We start from the raw sequence: 23171 nt of genomic DNA, 5'->3' as shown, positions 1-23171 counted from the left end.
GCCCGATGAGCCAGGCGGCACAGAACCTGAACTGGTTGATCACCAACTTCGTGGACAACACCCCCGGGGTGTCCCACACAGTGGTGGTCTCCGCCGACGGACTCCTTCTGGCGATGTCCGAAGGCTTCCCGCGCGACCGCGCCGACCAGCTCGCGGCCGTCGCCTCGGGTCTGACCTCGCTGACCGCCGGGGCCTCCCGGATCTTCGAGGGCGGCTCCGTGACCCAGACCGTTGTGGAGATGGAGAGAGGATTTCTCTTCATCATGTCCATTTCCGACGGCTCCTCGCTCGCCGTTCTCGCCCACCCGGATGCGGACATCGGTCTCGTTGGGTACGAAATGGCACTTCTTGTCGATCGCGCGGGCACGGTGCTCACGCCGGACCTGCGCGCCGAGCTCCAGGGGAGCCTTCTCAACTAACAGACGGACGGTGCGTTTTCGCGTTCCGGCCCCGTAAGGTTTCGGGACGCGGCTCCACAGTGATGGTGCCCGGCACAGTTGGAGGAGGAAGCAACGTGGCAACACCCCCAGACGGTTCGTCATCGGCGAACTGGTCCCCTGGTCACGGCCAGGGCGGCCAGCACGGCGGCGGTCCGAACAGGTACAACTTCCCCTCCACGCCGAGCCACCGCCGCCAGCCGTACGGGCAGCCCCAGCAGCCCGGACCGCGCCCGTACGACCAGGGCACTCCGGCGCACGCGCCCCGCATCCAGCCCGTGCAACCCCAGCGACGCGCCCCCGAGCCGGCGCCCGCGGGGTCGGCGCACAACCCCCTGGTGCGCCCGTACGCCATGACGGGCGGCCGCACCAGGCCCCGCTACCAGCTCGCCATCGAGGCGCTGGTGCACACCACCGCACAACCGCACCAGTTGCAGGGCCAGTTGCCCGAGCATCAGCGCATCTGCAACCTGTGCCGCGAGATCAAGTCAGTCGCCGAGATCTCGGCGCTGCTCTCCATCCCCCTCGGCGTCGCCCGGATCCTCGTAGCCGACCTGGCGGAGGCCGGACTTGTCGCCATCCATCAGCCCGGCGGCGACGAGACCGCCGGCGGCCAGCCAGACGTGACACTGCTCGAAAGGGTGCTCAGTGGACTTCGCAAGCTCTAGCGGCGGAGCAACAGCCCGCTCCACCACCAGCGCGAAAATCGTGGTGGCGGGCGGCTTCGGCGTGGGCAAGACCACGTTCGTCGGGGCGGTCTCTGAGATCAACCCGCTGCGCACCGAGGCCGTCATGACGTCCGCGTCCGCGGGCATCGACGACCTGACCCACACCGGGGACAAGACCACCACGACGGTGGCCATGGACTTCGGCCGCATCACCCTGGACCAGGACCTCATCCTGTACCTCTTCGGTACGCCGGGTCAGGACCGTTTCTGGTTCATGTGGGACGACTTGGTCCGTGGCGCGATCGGCGCGGTCGTCCTGGTCGACACGCGGCGGCTCGCCGACTGCTTCCCCGCCGTGGACTACTTCGAGAACTCCGGGCTGCCCTTCGTCATCGCCCTCAACGGCTTCGACGGCCACCAGCCGTACACGCCGGACGAGGTGCGCGAGGCGCTGCAGATCGGCCCGGACACCCCGATCATCACGACCGACGCCCGCCACCGCGCGGACGCGAAGAGCGCGCTGATCACGCTGGTCGAGCACGCGCTGATGGCGCGGCTGCGGTAGCGCCCGCCCTTTTTCTTGCCCGTACGCGGATGTGGGCCCGCACGCCGCGGCGTGCGGGCCCCTGTCATGTCCCGCGGTAGTGGTCGAACTGGGTCACGCCCTGGTAGCCGTAGCTCTCGGGGTGCAGTTCGTGCAGGGCGACGCCGCCCCGGGCGAGCGGGCCGATCAGCTCCGTCAGGAACGCGGAGGCCCCGGCGATGAAGGCCGCCTTCTGGGCCGCGCTGTTCGTGCCGGCGGTGATGCTGACCTCCAGGTGCACATCGCGGACGCCGTCGGTGAGGGGTTTTCCGGCCACGTAGTGGCGGTCGGCGGGGACGAGGTCGAGGTGGACGACGGTCCGCGCGGCCGACTTGCCGAGCGCGGTGACGGCCAGGCGGGTCAGCCCCTCGGCGAGGGCGTGCCGGACGTCGGCGGGCAAGTCGGGGTCGGTGACGGTGGCCCGGATGTGAGGCATGGCTTCTCCTTGCGGTGTCTCCCTCGGGCCACCGGTCCGGCGGCCCGGAGCAACTCTCGCCCCGCCGGGCATCCTTGATCCAACACACGTCCGTCATGGAGGGATGAGGCCGTCTCATGACCGTGAACTTCCCGCAGCTCAGAGCGTTTCTCGCGGTGGTCGACGCGGGCGGCTTCAGCGCGGCCGCCGCCGAACTGGCCGTGACGCAGTCGGCGGTGTCGCACGCCGTGGCCTCCCTCGAACGCGAGCTGGGTGGACCGCTCCTGGTCCGGTCGGTCCCGGTGCGGACGACGGCGCTCGGCGAGCGGATCCTGCCGTACGCGCGCGGCGCGCTGTCGGCGGTCCGCTCCGTCGAACGCGTCGCCGCGGACGCCGCCGCCACCCTGACCGGCACGGTGCGCCTTGCCGCCACCCCGACGGTCGCCCAGGGGCTGCTGCCCGCTCTGCTGCGGCACTGGCGGGAGAGCACGCCCCAGGTGACGGTGCGGGTCTTCGAGGGCGAGAGCGCCGAGATCGCCGCGTGGCTGGAGAACGGCACGGCCGACGCCGCCGTACTGGTCGACCCGCCGCCGGGCCCCGGCACCCTGCTCACGGCCGACGGCTACCGCGCCCTGCTCCGCCGGGACCATCCGCTGGCGGGCGAGCGGGCCGTCGACATCAGCGATCTGGAGGACGACGACTTCCTGATATCGCCGGGCGGCTGCGAGGAGCGGGTCCGCGCGCTCCACGACCGGGCGGGGCTGCGGTTCGCCCCGGCGCACCGGGTCCGCGATCTGGCGACCCTGATCAGCATGGTGCAGGCGGGCATCGGTGTGACGGTCCTGTCGGAGGTGTCCCGGCCGCTGCTGCCGGTGGATCTGGTGCTGCTGCCGGTGACGCCCCGGGTCTCGCGCCGCCTGGTCCTGAGCGGGCCGCGGGGGCGCGGCTGGCACCCGGCCGTCCGGCCGCTGGCGGAGGCGGCCGTCGGCCACCTGGCGGGGGACGCCGGCACGCCGATGTGACGCGAAAGGACCCCCGCCCTCCCGAAGGAGAGCGGGGGCCTCGGCGAAGCCGTGTGGGTCAGCCCTGCCAGCTGTGCGGGGCGCGGAAGCCGGGGCTGCGCTCCAGGCGGCGCCAGCCGGCCTTGTCGCGGCCGCGGCGCGCGGCGGGGGCGGCCGGCTGGGCGGCGGCGCGCGCCAGCAGGATCGCGGTGATGGCCGCGACCTCCTCGGGCTCGGCGTGGCCCTTCTCGACGCGGATGTCGGGGGTGGTCATCTGCAGCGTTCTCCTTGTGGGCAACTGCGTGGGTTACTGCGGTGGTGGACGCCGGACCGCCGCTACTGCGGGGGGTTGCCGTGCTTGCGCGAGGGCAGGTCGGCGTGCTTGTTGCGGAGCATCGCGAGCGACCTCACGAGGACCTCGCGGGTCTCGGCCGGGTCGATGACGTCGTCGACCAGGCCGCGCTCGGCGGCGTAGTACGGGTGCATGAGCTCGGCCTTGTACTCCTTGACCATGCGGGCCCGCATCGCCTCGGGGTCCTCGGCGGCGGCGATCTGCCGGCGGAAGATCACGTTGGCGGCGCCCTCGGCACCCATGACCGCGATCTCGTTGGTCGGCCAGGCGAACGTGAGGTCGGCACCGATGGACTGGCTGTCCATGACGATGTACGCGCCGCCGTAGGCCTTGCGCAGGATCAGCGAGATCCGCGGGACCGTGGCGTTGCAGTACGCGTACAGCAGCTTGGCGCCGTGCCGGATGATGCCGCCGTGCTCCTGGTCGACACCGGGCAGGAAGCCCGGGACGTCGAGGAGCGTGACGATCGGGATATTGAAAGCATCGCACATCTGCACGAAACGGGCGGCTTTTTCGGAGGCCTCGATGTCGAGGACACCGGCCAGCGCCTGCGGCTGGTTGGCGACGATGCCGACGACCTTGCCGTCCAGGCGGGCCAGGGCGCAGATGATGTTGCGCGCCCAGCGCTCGTGGACCTCCAGGAAGTCGCCGTCGTCGACGAGCTCCTCGATGACCTTGGCCATGTCGTACGGGCGGTTGCCGTCCGCGGGGACCAGGTCGAGCAGGACGTCGGAGCGGCGCTCCACCGGGTCCTCCGACTCGTGCGCCGGCGGGTTCTCCCGGTTGTTGGAGGGGAGCATCGAGATCAGGTAGCGGACCTCGGCGAGGCAGGTCTCCTCGTCGTCGTACGCGAAGTGGCACACGCCCGAGGTCTCGGCGTGCACGTCGGCGCCGCCCAGGCCGTTCTGGGTGATCTCCTCGCCGGTCACCGCGCGGACCACGTCGGGCCCGGTGATGAACATCTGCGAGGTGTCGCGGACCATGAACACGAAGTCGGTCAGCGCCGGGGAGTACGCCGCGCCGCCCGCGCACGGGCCGAGCATGACGGAGATCTGCGGGATGACGCCCGAGGCCTTGGTGTTGCGCTGGAAGATGCCGCCGTAGCCGGCGAGCGCCGAGACGCCCTCCTGGATACGGGCGCCGGCGCCGTCGTTGAGCGAGACCAGCGGGGCACCGGCCGCGATGGCCATGTCCATGATCTTGTGGATCTTGGTGGCGTGCGCCTCGCCGAGGGCACCGCCGAAGATCCGGAAGTCGTGCGCGTAGACGAAGACCGTGCGGCCCTCCACCGTGCCCCAGCCGGTGATGACACCGTCGGTGTACGGCTTCTTGGCCTCCAGGCCGAAGCCGGTGGCCCGGTGCCTGCGCAACTGCTCGACCTCGTTGAACGAGTCCGGGTCCAGGAGCAGTTCGATCCGCTCGCGTGCGGTCAGCTTGCCCTTGGCGTGCTGCGCCTCGGTCGCCTTCTCGCTCGGCCCGCGCAGCGCCTCGGCACGGATCTCGTGCAGTTCGGCCACGCGGCCACGCGAGTCGGTGGGCTCGCCCCCGGGCGAAGCGGTCTCGTCCAAAACGGTCATGTAGCGACCTTACGGAGCGCCCCCGCGGAAACGGACCGTCGACTCCTCACAGTCTCCGGGCCGTTTTCCTGGCACCCCCGGACAGAAGAGGGCCGCCGTACTGAAGAAGTGACGGCTCAGCCCCTCCCCCGCTGTAGGAATTCCACAAAAGAACCCCTGCGGGGGCGGTCCCGCACCGGTCAGGCCGCCCGGGAGTCACCTGAGAGTCACCTCACATCGGTGGCTGACACACGCGGTTCCCGGGGTGACGCGCAGCCGCAGCGACCCGCCGGTGCCGAGGACCTGCACCCCGGGGTCCTTGGCCGCCACCCGGGAGACGGGCCGGTTCCAGGTGAATTCGAGCGGTTCTCCGGTGCGCGGGGGCTCACTCACCCACACCGTGGCCCGCCCGCCCCGGCGCCGGATCAGCACGCTCGCCGGGGCGGTGGCGCGCAGCGGCCCCACCTCGCCCGCCTGCCAGAAGTTCGCCGCGGTCAGCCCGAGCGAGTCGACGGTCACGGCCTGGATCGCGGCGGAATTGGCGAGGACCGACAACCAGCGGCGGTCGGCCGCCCTGGCCGCGAGGGCGCGGCGCGAGGCCCCGGGCATCAGGAGATAGGCGTACGTGGCGTCGGCGGGGTCGGTGCCGTGGTCGAGCCAGAGGGTCTGCCAGCGCCGGGTCCGCCGCTCGGTGGAGCTGGTGGTGTTGATGTCGGACCAGGCGCCGGTCCGGTCCTCACGCAGGGTGTGCAGTCCCCGCGCGCCGCCGGGGAAGACCCAGCCGCCGTGGCCTTCGAGGTGGGCCCAGCGGGGGCGCGGGCCGTCGTCGAGGGTGAAGTGGGCGTCGCCGCCCTCGCCCAGGTTGCGGTTGTCGACGACCGTCTCGACGGCCGCCCCGTCGTCGGCGGTGATCCCGGCGCCGAGGCAGATGACGGCGTCGGCGGCGCAGAACCAGGACTTGCGGGCCGTCAGCGTGGAGCCGAGCCCCTTCAGGTGCTGCCCGAGTGCGGCGAACTCGCCGTCGGTCGCCCCGCCCACCCAGGTCACGGCGGGCCGGGCCGCGCCCCACTCGCCGCCCGCCCGGTCCGGGAGCCGTTTGGTGGAGACGGTCGTGCCGGGCAGCCGGTAGGGGTCGACGGTCGGCCAGAACCAGTCGGTGTACTGGTCGCCGTGCTCCCCCGCGGCCCACCAGGAGAGCATGCCGGCCCCGGTGTGCCAGCCGCGCGGGTTCTCGCCGTTGCCGCACTCGTAGTACGCGATCCGCTCCGACGCCATCGAGAGCTGCGCCGTGAAGCCGGGGCGCCGGTGCACGGCACGGTCCATGGCGGCGAACAGCCGGTGCTCCACCGGCTCCGGCGCCGCCCGCACACCGGAGTCCGCGACCGCGTGCAGCCGCGCCAGGTCGGCGACCCCGAACTGCCGCGCGGCGAGGATCGGCGTGACGGTGTCCCGCTCGATCCAGCCCCTGATGCGGCCGTGCCAGCGCTCCCGCTCGGCGGCGCTCGCCCCCTGCGCGAGCAGGGCGATGGCGGCGATCAGTCCCTGGCCGTGGAAGTGGTCGCTGCGCATGATCCTGCGGTCGTCGCTCTTGAGGTAACCGCGGCTGACGGCACGGCCGTTGACGCCGTCCATCACCAGGCCGTCGAGGATCAGCGGCGCGTACGCCCGTTCCACGCTGTCCAGGATGATCTGCTTCCCGGGGTCGGTGACGGCCCAGGTCGACCCGGCGAGCAGCGCGAAGAGCCGGCCGAGACCGTCGAGCATGACCTGGCCGTACGTTCCCGAGTACGCGATCCAGGTGTGCTGGACGAACGAGCCGTCCCGGTAGAGGCCGTCGCCCTGGGTGACGTAGGGGAAGACCGGCGAGAGCGCGTCCCGGGCGAGGGCGACCTTGGCCGGGGACCTGCCGAGGATGCCGCGCAGGACGACGGAGCGGCACAGGTCGACGCGGTTGGCGCCGGTCGACGTGCCGGTGTAGGCGCCGAGTTCGGAGTCGGGGATGAAGTGGTCGACGGCGGCGCAGGCCTTGGCCCTGCGCTCCGCGCCGAGTTCGTCGTGCAGCGCCGCCACGATGTCCATGAGCAGGCGCGGGCTGCCGATCTGCCACTCCCACCAGTTGCCGTAGCGGGTGGTGCCGGGGTGGTAGACGGTGGCCGCCAGGTGGTCGATGCCGCGCAGCACGTCGGCGAGGAGCCCGGCGTCGCCCGTCGACCCGGTGCCCTCGCAGACGTAGGCCTGGGTCATCGTCCACAGCCTGCTGTAGCTCAGGGTGATGCCGGCCGGCGGGTCGAACGGGGCGTCGGGCCACAGGGAGGTGGCGGCCGGGGCCATCGCCGAGCGGGCGGCGCGGGCGAGGTCGCCGGTCTCCTTCAGGCGGGTCGCGTACGGCTCGGTGGCGGGGTCGTAGCCGGTGCCGAGGGAGATCTCCAGCCACCGCTCACGCAGGACGGTGAACTCGTCGTCGCCCGCGGCGGCGTGCGCGGGGGACGGCAGGGACAGCAAGGCGGCGGCTCCAGTCGTACCGAAAGCGGTTGCGGCGAGAAAGGCGCGGCGGGTAGGCGTCATGCGACAGGGGTGTACCAGCGTTCAGAAAGCGCTGTCTATACCTCTGACAGCGCGTCCCTCAACGCGTCCCTCAAGAAGACATGAACCGGACGCGGAGAACCGCGCGACCGGCCGAAGCCGTTCGCGCGGTTTCGGGACGCCCCCGGCGGAGCGCCCCGCTCCCCACCCCCTGCGCCCTACCGCTTGGCGCCCCGCCGGAAGAGCGCACGCGACCACAGGAACCCGAGTACGGCGATCGCGACGCCCCAACCCACCGCGAGCGGACCGAACTTGCCGATCTCGGAGCCGGTCAGCAACCCGCGCAGGGTCTCCGTGAAGGCGGTGTACGGCTGCCACTCGGCGAAGCGGTGCAGCCAGCCCGGCATCGAGTCCAGCGGCACGAACACGCTGCTGAGGAAAGGCAGCAGGAAGGAGAAGGGCAGGGCGACGCTGCTGGCCGCCTCCGGGGCCTTCACCAGCTGCCCGAGCGCGACCGCGAGCCAGGTGAGGGCCAGCGACATGAGGGCCAGGAGCCCGAAGGCGGCGGCCCACTCGACGGGTCCGGCGCCCGAGCGGAAGCCCACGAGGAGGGCGACCCCGATGACCAGGACGACGCTGAGCAGGATCTGGATGACGGCGCCGACCGCGCGGCCGGTGAGGATCGACGAGCCGTTGATCGGCATCGTACGGAAGCGGGCCACGATGCCCTCGGTCATGTCGATGCTGACGCCGACCGTGGTGGGCAGCACACCGGCGCCGACGGCCATCAGCAGGATGCCGGGGACGAGGTAGGAGAGGTAGTCGCCGGACGACCCGGCGCCCATGCCGGCCGACATCGTGCCGCCGAAGACGTAGTTGAAGAGCAGCAGCATGACGATGGGCATGCTCACCAGGCTGATCGTCATGGCCGGGTAGCGGCGGGCGTGCATGAGGTTGCGCCTGAGCATGGTCCGGGAGTTGCGCAGCGCGGAGGTGGGCGCGGGGCCGGCGCCGTCGGGGTGCGGGACGGCCGTGGCGGCCGGCGTACTGGTCACGGTGCTCATCGGGTCGTCGCTTTCTCGTGGTCGGGGCGGCCGGTCGGGTGTGCGTGGTCGGGGCGGCGGGTCATGGGCGGGGCGCGTGGTCGGGGCGGCCGGTCACGGCGAAGAAGACGTCGTCCAGGTCCGGGGTGTCGACGCCGAGTCCCTCGACCTCGATCTCGGCGGCGTCGACGCGGTCGAGCACCGCCTTCACGGACTTCAGGCTGCCGTCGCTGGGGACCTGCAGGGTGAGGGCGTCCGCGTCGGCGGTCCCGGTGCCGAGCAGCCGCGCGGCCTTCTCCAGGCCGTCGGGGCCGGCGAAGCGCAACTGGACGTGGCCGCCGGGGACGAGGCGCTTGAGCTCCGCGGGGGTGCCCTGGGCGACCAGTCTGCCGCCGTTCAACACCGCGATGCGGTCGGCGAGTTGGTCGGCCTCGTCCAGGTACTGCGTGGTGAGGAAGATGGTGACGCCGTCGGTGACGAGGCCGCGCACGATCTCCCACATGGTGTGCCGGCTGCGCGGGTCGAGGCCGACGGTCGGCTCGTCGAGGAAGATGATGCGCGGGCTGCCGACCAGGGTCATCGCGATGTCGAGCCGGCGCCGCATGCCGCCGGAGTACGTCGACGCGGGCCGCCTCGCCGCCTCGACGAGGTCGAACCGCTCCAGGAGACCGGCGGCGAGCCGCCGCGCGGGGCGCCGGCCGAAGCCGTACAGGTCGGCGATGAGGAGCAGGTTCTCCTCGCCGGTCAGGAGGTTGTCGACCGCGGAGAACTGGCCGGTGACGCCGATCGCGGCGCGCACCTTCCCGGGCTCGCGGACCAGGTCGTGCCCCGCGATCCTGGCCTCTCCCGCGTCGGGGCCGATCAGGGTCGACAGGATCTGCACGGCGGTGGTCTTGCCGGCGCCGTTGGGGCCGAGCAGGGAGAAGACGGTTCCCCGGGGGATGTCGAGGTCGATGCCGTCGAGGACGGTGTTCTCGCCGAAGGACTTGCGCAGGCCGGTGGCGGTGATCGCGGCCGGGGGCGACTGCGGCCGGGACCGCGTCGGCGTCTGGTGGGGCATGTGGGGCGTGTGGGGCGTGCTCATGTCCGTTCCTTTCGGGGCGGGCGCGGGTGGGGGCGCGGGCGGGGCGCCCGGTTCCGGGCAGCGCTGATATCGGACACCAGTTCGAAACGAATCTCGGGTCGGTGACCGGCACGGCGGAGGGAGAGAGAGAAGGGAGTGAGGCTGAGGGCGGGAGTGGCGGCGGGTGTGGGGTCAGGCGCGGTGGACCGTGATGTCGCCGAAGCCCGAGCGGGCCCGCAGCTTGAGGGTGTCGGTGGCGTCGGCGGGCGCCTGCGAGGTGCCCGACTCCTCCAGGGACTGGCGGACGACGCCGCCCCCGGTCCGTACGTCGAGCCAGGCGGCCGTGCCCTCGCGGATGCCGACGTCGATCTTGCCCGCGGCCGTCTCCAACTCGCCGGTGCCGCGCACCAGTTCGCCGACCTGGATGGAGCCGCACGCGGTCTTCACGGAGACGTCGGCGGCCGCGCGGTCGACGGTGACGGAACCGTTGGACGTCTTCACCGTGACGTCGCCCTCGATGTCGCCGAGGCCGACGGGGCCGTTGGAGTTCTTGGCGACGGCCTCGCCCCGGATCTCGCCGAGCCGGATCTCGCCGGACCCGGTGGCGGCGTGGGCCGCCCCGTCCGCGTACCCGATCCGCACGTCACCGAAGCCGGTGGTGGCCCTGACCCCGGCGGTCCGCTCGATCTGCAGGTCACCGGCGGAGGTCTTGAACTCGCTCTCGCCGAGCGCGCCTTCGGCGGTGATGTGCCCCATGGTGGACGTGGCCCGCACCTCGGAGCCGGCCGGCAGCGCGATGTCCACGTCGACGGACGAGCCCTTGCCGAACAGGGAGCGCTCCTTGGGCCCCTTGACCAGCAGCTTGCCGTGGGAGTACTCGACGCGGGTGCGCTCGGCCGCCCTGACGTCCGCGTCGCGGGACGCGCTGCTGGGGCGTACGTCGACGACGGTGTCCGTGCGATCCCCGGCCACGATCCGGAGGGTGCCGACCTCGATGGTGAGGGTGGCGGAGATGGGCTTCGGAGTGTCGAAAGCAGGCATGACTGTCCCGTCCTGGGGGCTCGTCGAGCCCCGGAGGCTCGATGGGGTGGAGGTGGGGGGGCGGTGCGTACGATGCCGTGCGGGGCGCGAGGGATACGCGGGCCCGAGGTGTGCGCGAGCCTGAGGGGCGCGGGCCCGAGAGAGGCGCGGGCCGGGCGGGCGGGTCCGCGTCAGCGCACCCAGCCGGTGAAGCGGTTGTCGGCGCTCCACGACCCGTGGCGGCCCGACTTCGCCTCCCCCGGCACCTCGGGGCGCTCCAGCGCTCCGGAGACCGCGCGGACGAGCCAGGCGTTGACCGAGAGGCCGTCCCGGTTCGCGGCCTCCTCCACGCGGGACTTCACGTGCGCCGGCAGCCGGAGGTTGATCCGGGCGGTGCCGCCGTCCTCCGCGGCGTCGGGGGCGGCGGGCGCGGCGGGCGGCGGGGGCGGCACCTGCTGGGCCCGCATGAGGGCCGCGTACTCGGCCTGGGCGTCGAACGCCTCGGCCGCGGGCGGCGGCGTCACCACGAACTCGGGGTCGACCCCGCGCAGCCGTACGTCGACCGAGCCGGGCGCGAGATCGACGGTGATCTCGTCCGCGGCGGCGGAGAGCGCGTTCAGCAGGGTGAGGCGGGCGGCCGACTCCAGCGGGGCGGTGAGGCGCTCGGCCAGCGCGCGGGCCTCGTCCCCGCCGGCTTCGGCGGCCACCGCGAGCTCGTGGCGGAGCTGGTCGACGTACTGCGTGAGGTTCATGACGCCATAGTGGCACCACTTTGGCACCACCACAAGAGCCAATGCCACCAGGAGCGGCCGACACCGCCCACCTCGGACCTATATCCGCAGGCCAGCCCGCATGGCAGCGCTTTTGGCACCACAATGACACCACCCGCACAGAGCCATGGCGTCACGCGCGGCGCCAGAAAAGACACGCCGCCTTAGAGGTTGAACATTGAACCTAATCGCGCTACATTCAATCTCGTTGAACTTTCAACAGCAGCTCCCACCGGAGCTCGTCCCCAAGGAGCACGTCATGGGTCTCTTCGGCCGCAAGAACGACACCGACACCGTTACCGCCGCCCCCGCCACCTCCACCGCCCCCGCCGCGGTCACCCCGGAGCTCGCCGCGCTGACCGGTGACTACACGATCGACCCCGCGCACTCGACGATCGGCTTCGTCGCGCGGCACGCCATGGTCACCAACGTGAAGGGCTCCTTCCTCGACTTCACCGGCGCCCTGCACCTGGACGGCACGGACCCGTCCCGTTCGACGGCGACCCTCGACGTGACGATGCAGAGCATCGACACGGGCAACGCCGACCGCGACGGGCACCTGAAGAGCGCGGACTTCTTCAAGACCGACGAGTTCCCGGAGATGACCTTCCGCTCCACCAGGACGGAGGCCCTGGGCGGCGACGACTACCGCGTCACCGGTGACCTGACGATCCTGGGCACCACGAAGCCGCTCTCCATCGACCTGGAGTTCAACGGCGCGGCCAAGGACCCGTTCGGCAACGAGCGCGTCGGCTTCGAGGGCAAGGCGGAGATCCTGCGCTCGGAGTGGGGCCTCACGTGGAACGCCGCGCTGGAGACCGGTGGCGTGCTCGTCTCCGACAAGATCAAGCTGAACTTCGACATCTCGGCGATCAAGGCCGGCGCCTGAACCTGCCGGTGCGCGCTACGGTTTCGCCGTGTCCGAGTTCATACAGCAACTGCCCGCCCTCCTGGGCGTGGTCATCGGTGCGGTCGGCTCCTACGTGGCGATCACGCGGGGCGACCGCATCCGGTTCCGCCGCGAGCAGGCGGCGCGCTGGGAGGAGCGGCGGCTCGCCGTCTACACCGAGTACGCCCGGGTCCTGAAGCAGACCGTCAGCCTCACCTACCGGGTCGCCGCCCACCTCGGCAACGACCCGCACCCGCACCCCCTCACGCCCGAAGAGGCAGCGGTGCACTTCACCCAGGCGGCCGAGGCGCGGGACCCCGCCGGGGAGGCGCTGCTGTTGCTCGGCGCGCCGGACGTGGTCGACGAGGGCCGGGCGTGGGTCCTCACGGTGATCGCGATGGAGCGCTTCCTGCGCGAGGACACGCACGATCCCGAGGCGTGGGCGGCCCTCCTCGAACAGCAGCGGGCCGCGCGCGGGGCGTTCTACGCGGCGGTCCGCCGGGACTTGGCGCTGCCGCCGGGGCACTCGGGCCGGTGGCCGGTGACTCCCCCGCCCGCGACGCCACCGTCCCCCTTCTCCCGGAGACAGTGAACGCGCACCCCACCTCCTGTCTGCTCACCGCCCGTTCAGCGTGTGCCCCAGGATCGCCTCGGCCAGCGGCCCGTGCACCGACGGCGGCAGCGAGTGGCCCATGCCCGTGATCTCCACGAGCCGTGCGCCCGCGATGACTTGGGCGAGGTGCTGGGGGTGTGGGAGCGGGAAGACGGGCTCCGCGGTGGCGGAGACGACGAGCGTGGGCACCCGGGTGCGGGCGAGTTCCGCGGTGCGCAGCATCCCCGCGTCGTCGGCCCTGCCGTGCGCGGCGGAGTCCAGGTAGCTGCCCGCGTGCGCGATGATGCCGCGCTCCAGCTCCCTGAAGTACGCGGCGTCGAACGGCAGTTGGTCGCCGCTCAGCCGCCGCCAGTGCTCGACGCGCCGGTCCAGTTCGGCCTCGGGGCCGTGGTCCTCGACCGGCTGCGACCACATCTCCAGGATCTCCGGCGCGATGCCGGGCAGCTCCGCGACGGGCACCGACGTGCCGTCCGGCCGTACGTACGGCGTCTCGCTCAGCGCGCACGTGCCCATCAGGGTCGCACTCAGGACCCGCTCGGGCCGGTCCGCGAGCACCAGTTGGGCCAGCATGCCGCCCAGGGACAGGCCGACGAGGTGGGCGCGTTCGATCCCCAGCGCGTCCAGGACCGTCACCGCGTCGCGCGCCAGGTCGGTCACGGCGTAGGGGTGCTCGTCGAAGGACCGGGTGGAGCGGCCCGTGTCGCGGTGGTCGTAGCGGATGACGTGGTGGTGGGCGGCGAGCGCGTCCACCAGCGGCTCGGGCCAGCCGAGCCCGGAGGCCTGGGCCCCCATGACGAGCAGCAGGGCGGGGGCGTCGGGCGCTCCCCGGCGCTCGGTCCACAGCCGCACGCCCGGCGCGACCTCGACGTACTGCTCCTGAACCCGTTCCGGCATGAGACCGACCTTTCGTGAGCGCCGCGGCGACCCGACAGTATGAGACGGTACGTATCGTCTCGCATCCCCGGCGCCCGGTCAAGCGGTCTCGCCCACCCGGAACCCGCCCCCCCGGCTAGAACCCGCCCCCGCCCCCGAAGTCGCCGCCCCCGCCGAAGTCCCCGCCGCCCCCGAAGTCGCCCCCGCCGCCGAAATCTCCGCCGCCGAAGTCACCGGGGTCGAAGTCGGCGCCGGAGAAGTCGCCGCCGCCGAAGTCGCCGTACCCGGAGCCGTAGTCCGCCGCGTAGGCCGGGGACGACATCATGCCGCCGAGCATCGTGCCGACCAGCAGGCCCGGCAGCAGGCCGCCGCCGAAGTAGCCGCCCGCCCAGGGCCCGTAGGCCGGGCCCGCCTCCCAGTACGGCCGGCGCTCGCCGGACTCCGTGACCACGTGGCGGGCCGCCGGGTCCTCGCCGTCCGCCAGGCGCGCCGCGTCCGCCGCGCACACCGGGACCGAGCGCTCGGGGCCGCCCGGCGGCGCCCAGGCCGCGTCCTCGACGGAGGGGCCGTGCCGCGGGTCGAAGAAGCAGGGGGCGCGCCGCTCCGGCAGCTCGCGGCCCTCGCGCCGGGCGGCCAGCAGGGCCAGCGAGAAGCGCCCGTCCTCCAGGGACTGGGTGACGGCGCGCACGTCCTCGGGGCGGGTCGCCGCGGCCATGTACAACTTCGCCTTCTCGTACGCGTCGAGCGCGCGCTCGTAGTCCGCGCGCATCGCGTCGTCCGCGCCCGCCTCCGCGGGGTGGAAGTCCAGCCGGTCCAGCTCCTCGCCGAACGCGGTGATGTCCTCGTCGACGACGACGGACAGCTTCCGCAGCGCCTCGCGCTGACTCTCCTCGTGCCGCCGCTTCTTGCGCCGGATCACCGCGTACGCACCGCCGGCCCCGGCGACGACGACCACGCCGACGCCGATCAGGGCGCCCGCCGACACCCCGTCGCCCGCGCCGCCGCCCCAGGACCGCGGGGCCTTGCCGCCCGCCTGCGCAAGGGCCTGGCGCACGAAGTGGTCGAGCTGGGTGGGCGTGTCCTCGCCCTGCACGAGGGAGACGAGGTTGTTGACGGCGTTGCCGGACAGCACCGACCGGTCGGCCTTCGCGTCGAAGCCGCCGCCGAGCCGGACCGCGTACACCCCGGTCACGCCGGTCTCCGTGCGCAGCCGCCGGAAGATGTCCTGCTGCGGGAAGTCGTCCGGGAGCACCGCGACGAACACCGGCTTGTCCGCCTTCTTGATCCGCTCGGCGAGCGCGTCGGCCTGCGCGTCGGAGAACTGGTCCGACGCCGCGGGGTCCACGTACACCGGACTCTTCTCCCAGGCGTCGGCGACCACCGAGGCGCTGGAGGCGTCCGGTGCCGCGGTGGCCGCCGGTGCCGCGGTGGCCGCCGGCGCCCCGGGCGCCGCCGTGAAGGACACGGCCCCCAGGGCGAGCAGCAGCCCCGAAAGTCCGACGGTGATCCGCTTCGCCCGATTCCTCATACTTCGAACGTAACCCAGCGGGGACGCGGACGGAGGTTCGAGCCCGGGTTACTCGACCGGCTCGACGCCGGCCCGCAGCAGGCCGAAGGTGTAGGCGTCCTCCAGGGCGCCCCACGAGGCGGCGATGACGTTCTCCGCGACGCCGACGGTCGACCACTCGCCGACGCCGTCGGTCGTGGAGATCAGGACGCGCGTGGTGGAGGACGTGCCGTGCTTGCCCTCCAGGATGCGGACCTTGTAGTCGACGAGCTCCAACTTGGCGAGCTGCGGGTAGATCCGCTCCAGGCCGACCCGCAGCGCCCGGTCGAGGGCGTTGACCGGGCCGTTGCCCTCGGCCGTGGCGACGATGCGCTCGCCCTTGGCCCACAGCTTCACGGTGGCCTCGTTGGCGTGCGTGCCGTCGGGGCGGTCCTCGACGATGGCCCGCCAGGACTCCACGCGGAAGTAGCGCCGTGCGCGGCCCTCGGCCTCCTCGCGGAGCAGCAGTTCGAAGGAGGCGTCGGCGGCCTCGTACGTGTACCCCTGGAGCTCGCGCTCCTTGACCCGCTCCACGACCCGGCCGATCAGCTCGCGGTCGTTGCCGAGGTCGACGCCGAGCTCCTTGCCCTTGAGCTCGATGGAGGCGCGGCCCGCCATGTCGGAGACGAGCATCCGGATGCGGTTGCCGACGAGCTCGGGGTCGATGTGCTGGTACAGGTCCGGGTCGACCTTGATCGCGGAGGCGTGCAGGCCGGCCTTGTGCGCGAAGGCGGAGACGCCGACGTAGGGCTGGTGGGTCGACGGGGTCAGATTTACGACCTCGGCGATGGCGTGCGAGACCCGGGTCATCTCGCGCAGCGAGCCCTCGGGCAGCACCTGCTTGCCGTACTTGAGCTCCAGGGCGGCGACGACGGGGAAGAGGTTGGCGTTGCCGACCCGCTCGCCGTAGCCGTTGGCGGTGCACTGCACGTGGGTGGCGCCCGCGTCGACGGCGGCGAGGGTGTTGGCGACGGCGCAGCCGGTGTCGTCCTGGGCGTGGATGCCGAGCCGGGCGCCGGTGTCGGCGGCCACGGTGGCCACGACGGCCTGGACCTGGGCGGGGAGCATGCCGCCGTTGGTGTCGCAGAGCACGACGACGTCGGCGCCGGCCTCGGCGGCGGCCCGTACGACGGTCTTGGCGTACTCGGGGTTGGCGCGGTAGCCGTCGAAGAAGTGCTCGCAGTCGACGAAGACGCGGCGGCCCTGGGCGACCAGGTGGGAGACGGTGTCGCGGACCATCGCGACGTTCTCGTCGAGGGTGGTGCGCAGGGCCAGTTCGACGTGCCGGTCGTGGGACTTGGCGACGAGGGTGATGACGGGGGCGCCGGACGCGAGGAGGGCGGCCACCTGCGGGTCGTCGGCCGCCTTGGCGCCGGCGCGGCGGGTGGCGCCGAAGGCGACGAGCTGGGCGTGCCGGAAGGTGATCTCCTGCTGGGCCCGCGCGAAGAACTCGGTGTCGCGCGGGTTGGCGCCGGGCCAGCCGCCCTCGATGAAGCCCACGCCGAAGTCGTCCAGGTGCCGCGCGATGGTCAGCTTGTCCGCGACGGTGAGGTTGATGCCCTCGCGCTGCGCGCCGTCGCGCAGGGTGGTGTCGAAGACGTGGAAGGAATCGTCGGGTGCGCTGGTTTCCGTCATGCTGATCTGGCTCCTGTGTCGGATCTCGGTCTACCGGAATGACCGGCTCCACCACCCCCAATGATCCCTCGCGCTCCGTGCCCGGCTGCAGTTGGGCCGGGAAACGAAAAAACCCCTCGCGGGTGCGAGAGGTCTGCGCGCGGGTCGAGGCGACGGTGTCCGCCCGTACGTGATGGGTACGAGGCGGTCACTGCGGACCGGCGCGCCTGCTGCCAATAATCATGGCGAACGAGAGCACGAGGGCAGCTTGCCACGGTTCGGCCCCGCGCGGGACGCCGTCTCACGATACGGGCGGCGCCGGACGGCGCCGGCCCGATGTGCCCGCCCGCCGTCAGGCCGCGCCCGCCGCGAGCGCCCCGTCCAGGAACTCCTGTACGTGCGCGATGACGTGCTCGCGCCCCGTCCCCCGCAGCCCGATCGCGACATGGATGGAGAACCCGTCGAGCAGCGCCCGGAGCCGGGAGGCGAAGCGGTCGGGGTCGATCGGCCCGAACTCGCCGCGCGAGACGCCCTCGGCGAGCAGCGCCACCAGGTCGCGGTGCCAGGCGCCCTCGATCGCGGCCTGCCGGTCGCGGCCATCCTCGTCGGCGCCCAGGGAGCGGTTCCAGACCTCCAGCCAGAGCGTCCAGTGCGGGTCGCCCGCCGCGTCCGGGACGTACAGCTCGACGTAGGCGTCGAGGCGGGCGCGGGCCGTGCCGGGGCGGGCGAGGAGCCGGCCGCGTTCGGCGCCGAGCCGGCCCTCGCTCCACTCCAGGGTGCGCAGCAGCAGCTCGTCCTTGGTGCCGAAGTAGTAGAGGAGGTGCCCGGAGCTCATGCCGACCTCGCGGCCGAGCGCGGCCATGGTCAGCTTCTCCAGGCCGCGCTCGGCGATCATCTCCATCGCGACGGTCAGTACGTCCTCACGCGGGGGTGCGTTCTTCCGCGCGCGGACTTGACCGGCCATGTTCCCGCTCCTTGCTCACACCTTCGGCTGCTGCTGGGTGATGCAGTGGATGCCACCACCCCCGGCAAAGATCGTACGGGCGTCGACGAGCGTCACCGTACGGCCGGGGAAGAGACCGCGGAAGATGCCCGCCGCGATCTCGTCGTGGGGGTCGCCGAAGGCGCACAGGACGACGCCGCCGTTGCACAGGTAGTGGTTGATGTACGAGTAGTCGACCCAGCCCTCGTCGTCCTTGAGGACGGTCGGGGCGGGCACCTCGACGATCCGCAGGGTGCGGCCGCGGGCGTCCGTCTGCCCCTTCAGGGCGGCGATCACCTGCTGACTGACCTCGAAGTCGGGGTGGGAGGGGTCGCGCTGGGAGTGCACGAGGACCACGCCGGGCGCGGCGAAGGCGGCGACGATGTCGACGTGGCCGAGGGTGCCGTAGCCGTGGCCGGGGTAGTCGGCGGTGAGGCCGCGCGGCAGCCAGATCGCCTTGGTGGTGCCGAGCTGGGCGTGGATCTCCGCCTCGACCTGCTCCCTGGTCCAGCCGGGGTTGCGCTCGGGGCCGAGCTGGACGGTGTCGGTGAGCAGGACGGTGCCCTCGCCGTCGACGTGGATGCCGCCGCCCTCGTTCACCAGCCGCGACGCGTACGTGGCGGCTCCGGCGAGGTCGGCCACGTACGCGCCGATCTTGGAGTCGTGGTCCCAGCGCGCCCACTCCTGGGCGCCCCAGCCGTTGAACGTCCAGTCGACGGCGGCGAGGCCGCCCTTGCCGTCGGTGAGGAACGTCGGCCCGATGTCCCGCATCCAGGCGTCGTCGAGCTCGCGCTCCACCACCTCGATGTCGGGGCCGAGGAGCTCGGTGGCGTACGCGGACTGGGCGGGGCCGCAGACCACCGTGACGGGCTCGAAGCGGCGGACGGCGCGGGCCACGTTGGCCCAGGCCAGGCGGGACTCGTCCAGGCCCGCGGGGTCGTCGAAGGTCGGGTTGGGGCACGGCCACGCCATCCAGGTGCGCTCGTGCGGGGCCCACTCGGCGGGCATGCGGAAGCCGTCGGCGGCTGCGGTCATGACGTACACCCTTAAAGGAAGTAGAGACGGTTGAGGGAGACGGATTCGGCGGGCTCGGAGCGGAGCGGGTCGCCGTCGAGGGTGACGAGGCCGGTGCGCTGGTTCACGTCGACGGCCCCGGTACGGGCGTTCAGGCGCAGGTCGGCGGGGCCGATGCCGCGGGTGCCCCGGACGGCGACGCGGCGCCTGCGGGTGGGCATCGTGTCGTTGCCCTGGTCGAGGGCGGCCTGCGCGACGAAGGCCACGGAGATGTCGGCGGGCACCGCGCCGTGGGCCCCGAACAGCGGCCCGAGCACGAGGGGTTCGCAGGTGTCGGTCGCGGCGTTCGGGTCGCCGGTGACCCCGTAGGCGGGAAAGCCCGACTTGAGGACCATCTGCGGCTTGGCCCCGAAGTACTGCGGGCGCCACAGCACGATGTCGGCGAGCTTGCCGACCTCCAGGGAGCCGACCTCGTGGGCGAGGCCGTGCGCGAGGGCGGGGTTGATGGTCAGCTTGGCCATGTAGCGCAGCACGCGCGCGTTGTCGTCGTGCTCGCCGTCGCCCTCCATCGGGCCGAGCTCGGCCTTCATCTTCCCGGCCATCGCGAAGGTGCGGCGGACGGTCTCGCCGGCCCGGCCCATGCCCTGCGCGTCGGACGAGGTGATGCCGATGGCGCCCAGGTCGTGCAGCACGTCCTCGGCGCCCATCGTCCCGGCGCGGATGCGGTCGCGGGCCATCGCGGCGTCGCCCGGCAGGTCGGTCTTCAGGTCGTGGACGGAGACGATCATGCCGTAGTGCTCGGCGACCGCGTCCCGACCGAACGGCAGAGTCGGGTTGGTGGAGGAGCCGATGACGTTCGGCACGCCCGCCATCTTCAGGACGTTCGGTACGTGACCGCCGCCGCAGCCCTCGATGTGGAAGGCGTGGATGGTGCGCCCGTCGAGCACCTTCAGGGTGTCCTCGACGGAGAGGCACTCGTTCAACCCGTCGCTGTGCAGGGCGACTTGGACGTCCTGCTCCTCGGCGACGCGCAGCGCGGTGTCCAGGGCGCGGGTGTGCGCGCCCATGTCCTCGTGCACCTTGAAGCCGGAGGCGCCGCCCTCGGCGAGCGCCTCGATCAGCGGCGCGTCGTGCGAGGACGAACCCCGGCCGAGGAAGCCGATGTTGACCGGCCACGCGTCGAACGCGTTGAACGCGTGGCGCAGCGCCCAGGGCGAGTTGACGCCGACGCCCCAGACGGGCCCGAACTCCTGGCCGATGATGGTGGTCACGCCGGAGGCGAGGGAGGCCTCCATGATGCGCGGCGAGAGCAGGTGGACGTGGGTGTCCACGGAGCCCGCGGTGGCGATGAGCCCCTCGCCGGAGACGATGGACGTGCCGGTGCCGACCACGACGTCGACGCCGTCCAGGGTGTCGGGGTTGCCGGCCCGCCCGATGGCGTGGATGCGGCCCTCGCGGATGCCGATGGACACCTTGCGGATGCCCTGCACGGCGTCGATGACGACGACGTTGCTGATGACGACGTCGCAGGTGTCGCGGACGGCGGCGGCCTTCAGGTGCAGTCCGTCGCGGGCGGTCTTGCCGAATCCGGCGAGGAACTCGTCGCCGTACTTCTGGGCGTCCGCCTCGACGCGGATGGTCAGGCCGGAGTCGCCGAGCCGGACGTGGTCGCCGGCGCGGGGGCCGTGCGTGGCGGCGTACTCGTACGGGGTGAGGCGGCGCGGTTCCGCGGCGTGGCCTCCGGGGCGGCTCATCGTTCGGCCTCCTGCTCGGTGGTGTCCGGTACGCCGAGGTAGCCACAGGCGGCGGCGCGGCGCAGGGCTTCTTCGCGGGCGCCCGGCGCGTCCAGCGGGCCGTCGACCAGGCCGGCGAAGCCGATGGCGATCCGGGCGCCGCCGATCGGCACCAGGCCGACCTCGCCGCTCTCACCGGGGCCGAAGCGGACGGAGGATCCGGCGGGGACGGCGAGGCGCAGCCCGTAGGCCGCCGCGCGGTCGAAGTCGAGCCGCGGGTTGGCCTCGAAGAAATGGAAGTGCGAGGTCACCGAGACGGGCACGGTCGCGGTGTTGCGCACGGTCAGCGTCACGGTGGCCGCGGTGTCCTCGTGCTGCGGGCCGGGCAGCAGGGCGCCGGGCGCGTCGTCGCCGAGTCGGCCGCCTGCGTCGCCTGCGCCGCTTCCGTCGCCTGGGCCGCCGATCGGGTCGGACACCACCGCGAGGCGGGAGCCGTCGTCGAAGACCGCCTCCACGTGCACCTCGGTCACCACGTCCGCGACGCCGGGCAGCACGTCGTCGGGGCCGAGGACCGCGCGGGCCCGCTCGATGGCCTCGGCGAGCCGGACGCCGTCGCGGGCGGCCTCGCAGACGGTGTCGGCGATCAGCGCGGTCGCCTCGGGGACGTTCAGTCTGAGGCCGCGTGCCTTGCGCGACCTGGCGAGCTCGGCGGCCCCGAAGAGCAGCAGCCGGTCGCGTTCGGTGGGCGTGAGTCGCACGCGCCGTACCTCCCTGTTGCACGTTTAGAGCAACACTCTAACTACGAAATCCGCATGCGGGAACCATTGACGTCAAGGGGTTTTAGGCGTCACATTGAGCGCTGCTCTAACGTGCGACCTGCGACACGTGGAGCAACCGATCGGGACCAGCGAGCGTCAGGGGCACCCTCATGCCGATAGAACAGCGCGGAGTCGACACCATCCCGGACGGGGAGCGCACCAGCGGTCCCCGCGATCTCGTGTCGATCCTCATCGGCTCCAACCTCTGCCTGGGGGTGATCATCTTCGGCTGGCTGCCGGTGTCGTTCGGCCTCGGCTGGTGGCAGTCGGTCGGTGCGGTGGTGGCGGGGACGGTGCTCGGCACGGCGCTCACCGCGCCGCTCGCGCTCGTCTCGCTGCGCACCGGGACGAACCTCTCGACCTCCTCCGGCGCCCAGTTCGGGGTGCGCGGGCGGCTGGTCGGCTCGGTCGTGGGGCTGCTGCTCTCGCTCGGCTACACCGCGCTGACCATCTGGATCGGCGGTGACGTGATGGTGGACACGCTGCACCGCCTGCTCGGCCTGCCGGCCGGCGGACTCACCTACTCCGTGATCTACGCGCTGCTCGCGGCGGCCACCGTCGCCGGCGCCGTCTACGGCTACCGGGTGCTGCTGCGGCTCTCCCGCATCCTCGCCGTCGGCATGACGGCGCTGCTGATCCTCGGCGTCATCGCCTACGCCCCCGACTTCACCACCTCCGCGCTGCCCGGCGCGGGCGGCTACGCGCTCGGCTCGTTCTGGCCCACGTGGCTGCTCGCCCTGGTCGCGGCAGGCCTCTCGGGACCGATCGCCTTCATCACCCTGCTCGGCGACTACACCCGCTACGTCTCGCCGGCCCGGCACAGCTCACGCAGGGTGCTCGGCGCGGCCTGGCTCGGGCTGATCGCCGGGCTGCTGATCCCGCAGCTCTTCGGCACGTTCACCGCGTTCGCGGCCCGCGCCGCCCTGGAGTACGCGGGCGGGCTCGTCCACGCGTCGCCCGGCTGGTACCTGGTGCCGCTGCTGCTCGCCGCGTCCGCCGGGTCGGTCGGCAACGCGGGGCTGATGCTCTACTCGATGGGGCTCGACCTCGACGCGATCCTGCCGCGCGCGTCCCGTGCCCGCGCCACGTACACCGTCGCCGGGGTCGCCACCGCGTGCGTCTTCGTCGGGCACTTCGCCTGGGAGGCGCAGGACGCGATGACGTCGTTCGTGCTGCTCCTGACCGCCATCGGCACGCCGTGGGCGGTCATCACGCTGATCGGCTTCGTGCGCTGTCGCGGGGAGTACGACGCGGAGGCCCTCCAGGTCTTCAACCGCCGCTCCCGGGGCGGCGTCTACTGGTACCGCGCCGGCTGGAACGTCCGCGCGACGGCGGCCTGGGCGCTGGGCGCGGCGGTCGGCCTGCTCGCGGTCTCGCTGCCGTCGTACGAGGGTCCGCTGCTCGGCGCGACGGGCGGGGTCGACTGCAGCTTCCTGCTGTCGGGGGTGGTGGGCGGGGTGGCCTACGCGAGCCTGACGGCGCGGGGGCGTGGGGCGGCGGGCGCGGGGGTCGCGGTGGAGGCGGTTCCGGCCGGGGCGGCTCCGGCTGGGGCCTCGGTGGACAACGCGGCCTGAGCGGGGGCGTGGCGTCTGCGCCTTGGGTCCGTCTGTGGGTGCGGGGCCGCGGGGGTATGTGCGTACTCGCCATCCACTGTTCGC

General features: G+C 72.6%; 22 protein-coding genes. 7 read left to right on the top strand and 15 right to left on the bottom strand.

The window, feature by feature from the left end; genetic code table 11:
- Positions 1–5 precede the first annotated feature (5 nt).
- The 3 genes from ACZ6CV_RS26185 to ACZ6CV_RS26175 all read left to right on the top strand — a co-directional run bounded on the left by ACZ6CV_RS26185 (position 6) and on the right by ACZ6CV_RS26175 (position 1670).
- Complete coding sequence (locus ACZ6CV_RS26185; protein ID WP_055564496.1) at positions 6–419, top strand: roadblock/LC7 domain-containing protein; 414 nt, start codon at positions 6–8, stop codon at positions 417–419.
- A 95-nt stretch (positions 420–514) separates the two neighbouring features.
- Positions 515–1105, top strand: coding sequence for a DUF742 domain-containing protein (locus ACZ6CV_RS26180; protein ID WP_469253130.1), 591 nt, complete (start codon positions 515–517; stop codon positions 1103–1105).
- Positions 1086–1670, top strand: coding sequence for a GTP-binding protein (locus tag ACZ6CV_RS26175; RefSeq protein ID WP_030361923.1), 585 nt, complete (start codon positions 1086–1088; stop codon positions 1668–1670). The genes ACZ6CV_RS26180 and ACZ6CV_RS26175 overlap by 20 nt, the downstream gene beginning before the upstream one ends.
- A gap of 64 nt (positions 1671–1734) precedes the next feature.
- On the opposite strand, the gene ACZ6CV_RS26170 is transcribed toward ACZ6CV_RS26175, so the two are convergent.
- A complete protein-coding gene (locus ACZ6CV_RS26170) occupies positions 1735–2124 on the bottom strand; it encodes a tautomerase family protein (protein WP_469253129.1) in 390 nt (129 codons plus the stop codon).
- 116 nt (positions 2125–2240) lie between these two features.
- Between ACZ6CV_RS26170 and ACZ6CV_RS26165 the strand changes: the two genes are divergently transcribed.
- On the top strand, positions 2241–3125 hold the full coding sequence (locus ACZ6CV_RS26165) for a LysR family transcriptional regulator (protein ID WP_469253128.1): 885 nt from the start codon (positions 2241–2243) through the stop codon (positions 3123–3125).
- Between the two features lie 58 nt (positions 3126–3183).
- On the opposite strand, the gene ACZ6CV_RS26160 is transcribed toward ACZ6CV_RS26165, so the two are convergent.
- The 7 genes from ACZ6CV_RS26160 to ACZ6CV_RS26130 form a co-directional block, all read right to left on the bottom strand.
- Positions 3184–3378 (bottom strand): acyl-CoA carboxylase subunit epsilon, encoded by a 195-nt coding sequence (locus ACZ6CV_RS26160; protein ID WP_355811580.1) that lies wholly within the window; start codon positions 3376–3378, stop codon positions 3184–3186.
- 62 nt (positions 3379–3440) lie between these two features.
- Positions 3441–5033 (bottom strand): acyl-CoA carboxylase subunit beta, encoded by a 1593-nt coding sequence (locus tag ACZ6CV_RS26155; RefSeq protein ID WP_355811577.1) that lies wholly within the window; start codon positions 5031–5033, stop codon positions 3441–3443.
- A 195-nt stretch (positions 5034–5228) separates the two neighbouring features.
- A complete protein-coding gene (locus tag ACZ6CV_RS26150) occupies positions 5229–7577 on the bottom strand; it encodes a polysaccharide lyase 8 family protein (protein WP_469253127.1) in 2349 nt (782 codons plus the stop codon).
- Between the two features lie 176 nt (positions 7578–7753).
- Positions 7754–8599 carry an ABC transporter permease gene (locus tag ACZ6CV_RS26145; RefSeq protein WP_469253126.1) on the bottom strand — a complete coding sequence of 282 codons (846 nt, stop codon included), beginning with the start codon at positions 8597–8599 and terminating at the stop codon, positions 7754–7756.
- Positions 8600–8660: 61 nt separating this feature from the next.
- A complete protein-coding gene (locus ACZ6CV_RS26140; protein ID WP_469253241.1) occupies positions 8661–9638 on the bottom strand; it encodes an ATP-binding cassette domain-containing protein in 978 nt (325 codons plus the stop codon).
- Positions 9639–9833: 195 nt separating this feature from the next.
- The gene (locus tag ACZ6CV_RS26135; protein ID WP_469253125.1) at positions 9834–10682 is read right to left on the bottom strand and encodes a DUF4097 family beta strand repeat-containing protein; all 849 of its coding nucleotides are present in this window, start codon (positions 10680–10682) and stop codon (positions 9834–9836) included.
- A 170-nt stretch (positions 10683–10852) separates the two neighbouring features.
- The gene (locus ACZ6CV_RS26130) at positions 10853–11413 is read right to left on the bottom strand and encodes a hypothetical protein (RefSeq protein WP_469253124.1); all 561 of its coding nucleotides are present in this window, start codon (positions 11411–11413) and stop codon (positions 10853–10855) included.
- A gap of 277 nt (positions 11414–11690) precedes the next feature.
- Here ACZ6CV_RS26130 and ACZ6CV_RS26125 point away from each other — a divergent pair, with 277 nt between their 5' ends.
- The gene (locus ACZ6CV_RS26125) at positions 11691–12320 is read left to right on the top strand and encodes a YceI family protein (protein ID WP_469253240.1); all 630 of its coding nucleotides are present in this window, start codon (positions 11691–11693) and stop codon (positions 12318–12320) included.
- A 28-nt stretch (positions 12321–12348) separates the two neighbouring features.
- Positions 12349–12912 carry a hypothetical protein gene (locus ACZ6CV_RS26120; protein WP_469253123.1) on the top strand — a complete coding sequence of 188 codons (564 nt, stop codon included), beginning with the start codon at positions 12349–12351 and terminating at the stop codon, positions 12910–12912.
- A gap of 24 nt (positions 12913–12936) precedes the next feature.
- Here ACZ6CV_RS26120 and ACZ6CV_RS26115 read toward each other — a convergent pair whose 3' ends face one another.
- The 7 genes from ACZ6CV_RS26115 to ureA form a co-directional block, all read right to left on the bottom strand.
- Positions 12937–13827, bottom strand: coding sequence for an alpha/beta fold hydrolase (locus ACZ6CV_RS26115; protein WP_469253122.1), 891 nt, complete (start codon positions 13825–13827; stop codon positions 12937–12939).
- A gap of 115 nt (positions 13828–13942) precedes the next feature.
- On the bottom strand, positions 13943–15334 hold the full coding sequence (locus tag ACZ6CV_RS26110) for a hypothetical protein (protein WP_469253121.1): 1392 nt from the start codon (positions 15332–15334) through the stop codon (positions 13943–13945).
- A 48-nt stretch (positions 15335–15382) separates the two neighbouring features.
- On the bottom strand, positions 15383–16987 hold the full coding sequence (gene cimA, locus ACZ6CV_RS26105) for a citramalate synthase (protein WP_469253120.1): 1605 nt from the start codon (positions 16985–16987) through the stop codon (positions 15383–15385).
- Between the two features lie 331 nt (positions 16988–17318).
- Positions 17319–17930 (bottom strand): TetR/AcrR family transcriptional regulator, encoded by a 612-nt coding sequence (locus tag ACZ6CV_RS26100; RefSeq protein WP_469253119.1) that lies wholly within the window; start codon positions 17928–17930, stop codon positions 17319–17321.
- Positions 17931–17945: 15 nt separating this feature from the next.
- Complete coding sequence (locus tag ACZ6CV_RS26095) at positions 17946–18983, bottom strand: agmatine deiminase family protein (protein ID WP_469253118.1); 1038 nt, start codon at positions 18981–18983, stop codon at positions 17946–17948.
- Positions 18984–18994: 11 nt separating this feature from the next.
- On the bottom strand, positions 18995–20716 hold the full coding sequence (locus ACZ6CV_RS26090; protein WP_469253117.1) for an urease subunit alpha: 1722 nt from the start codon (positions 20714–20716) through the stop codon (positions 18995–18997).
- On the bottom strand, positions 20713–21453 hold the full coding sequence (ureA, locus tag ACZ6CV_RS26085) for an urease subunit gamma (RefSeq protein ID WP_469253116.1): 741 nt from the start codon (positions 21451–21453) through the stop codon (positions 20713–20715). Before ureA ends, ACZ6CV_RS26090 begins: the two co-directional genes overlap by 4 nt.
- A 170-nt stretch (positions 21454–21623) precedes the next feature.
- Between ureA and ACZ6CV_RS26080 the strand changes: the two genes are divergently transcribed.
- Positions 21624–23087, top strand: coding sequence for a cytosine permease (locus tag ACZ6CV_RS26080; RefSeq protein ID WP_469253115.1), 1464 nt, complete (start codon positions 21624–21626; stop codon positions 23085–23087).
- The last annotated feature ends 84 nt before the right edge of the window (positions 23088–23171 follow it).

It is taken from the genome of Streptomyces sp. NPDC041713 (assembly GCF_055591085.1).
The sequence above is the reverse complement of the archived record's forward strand: the minus strand, read 5'-3'. Positions and strand labels throughout refer to the sequence as shown.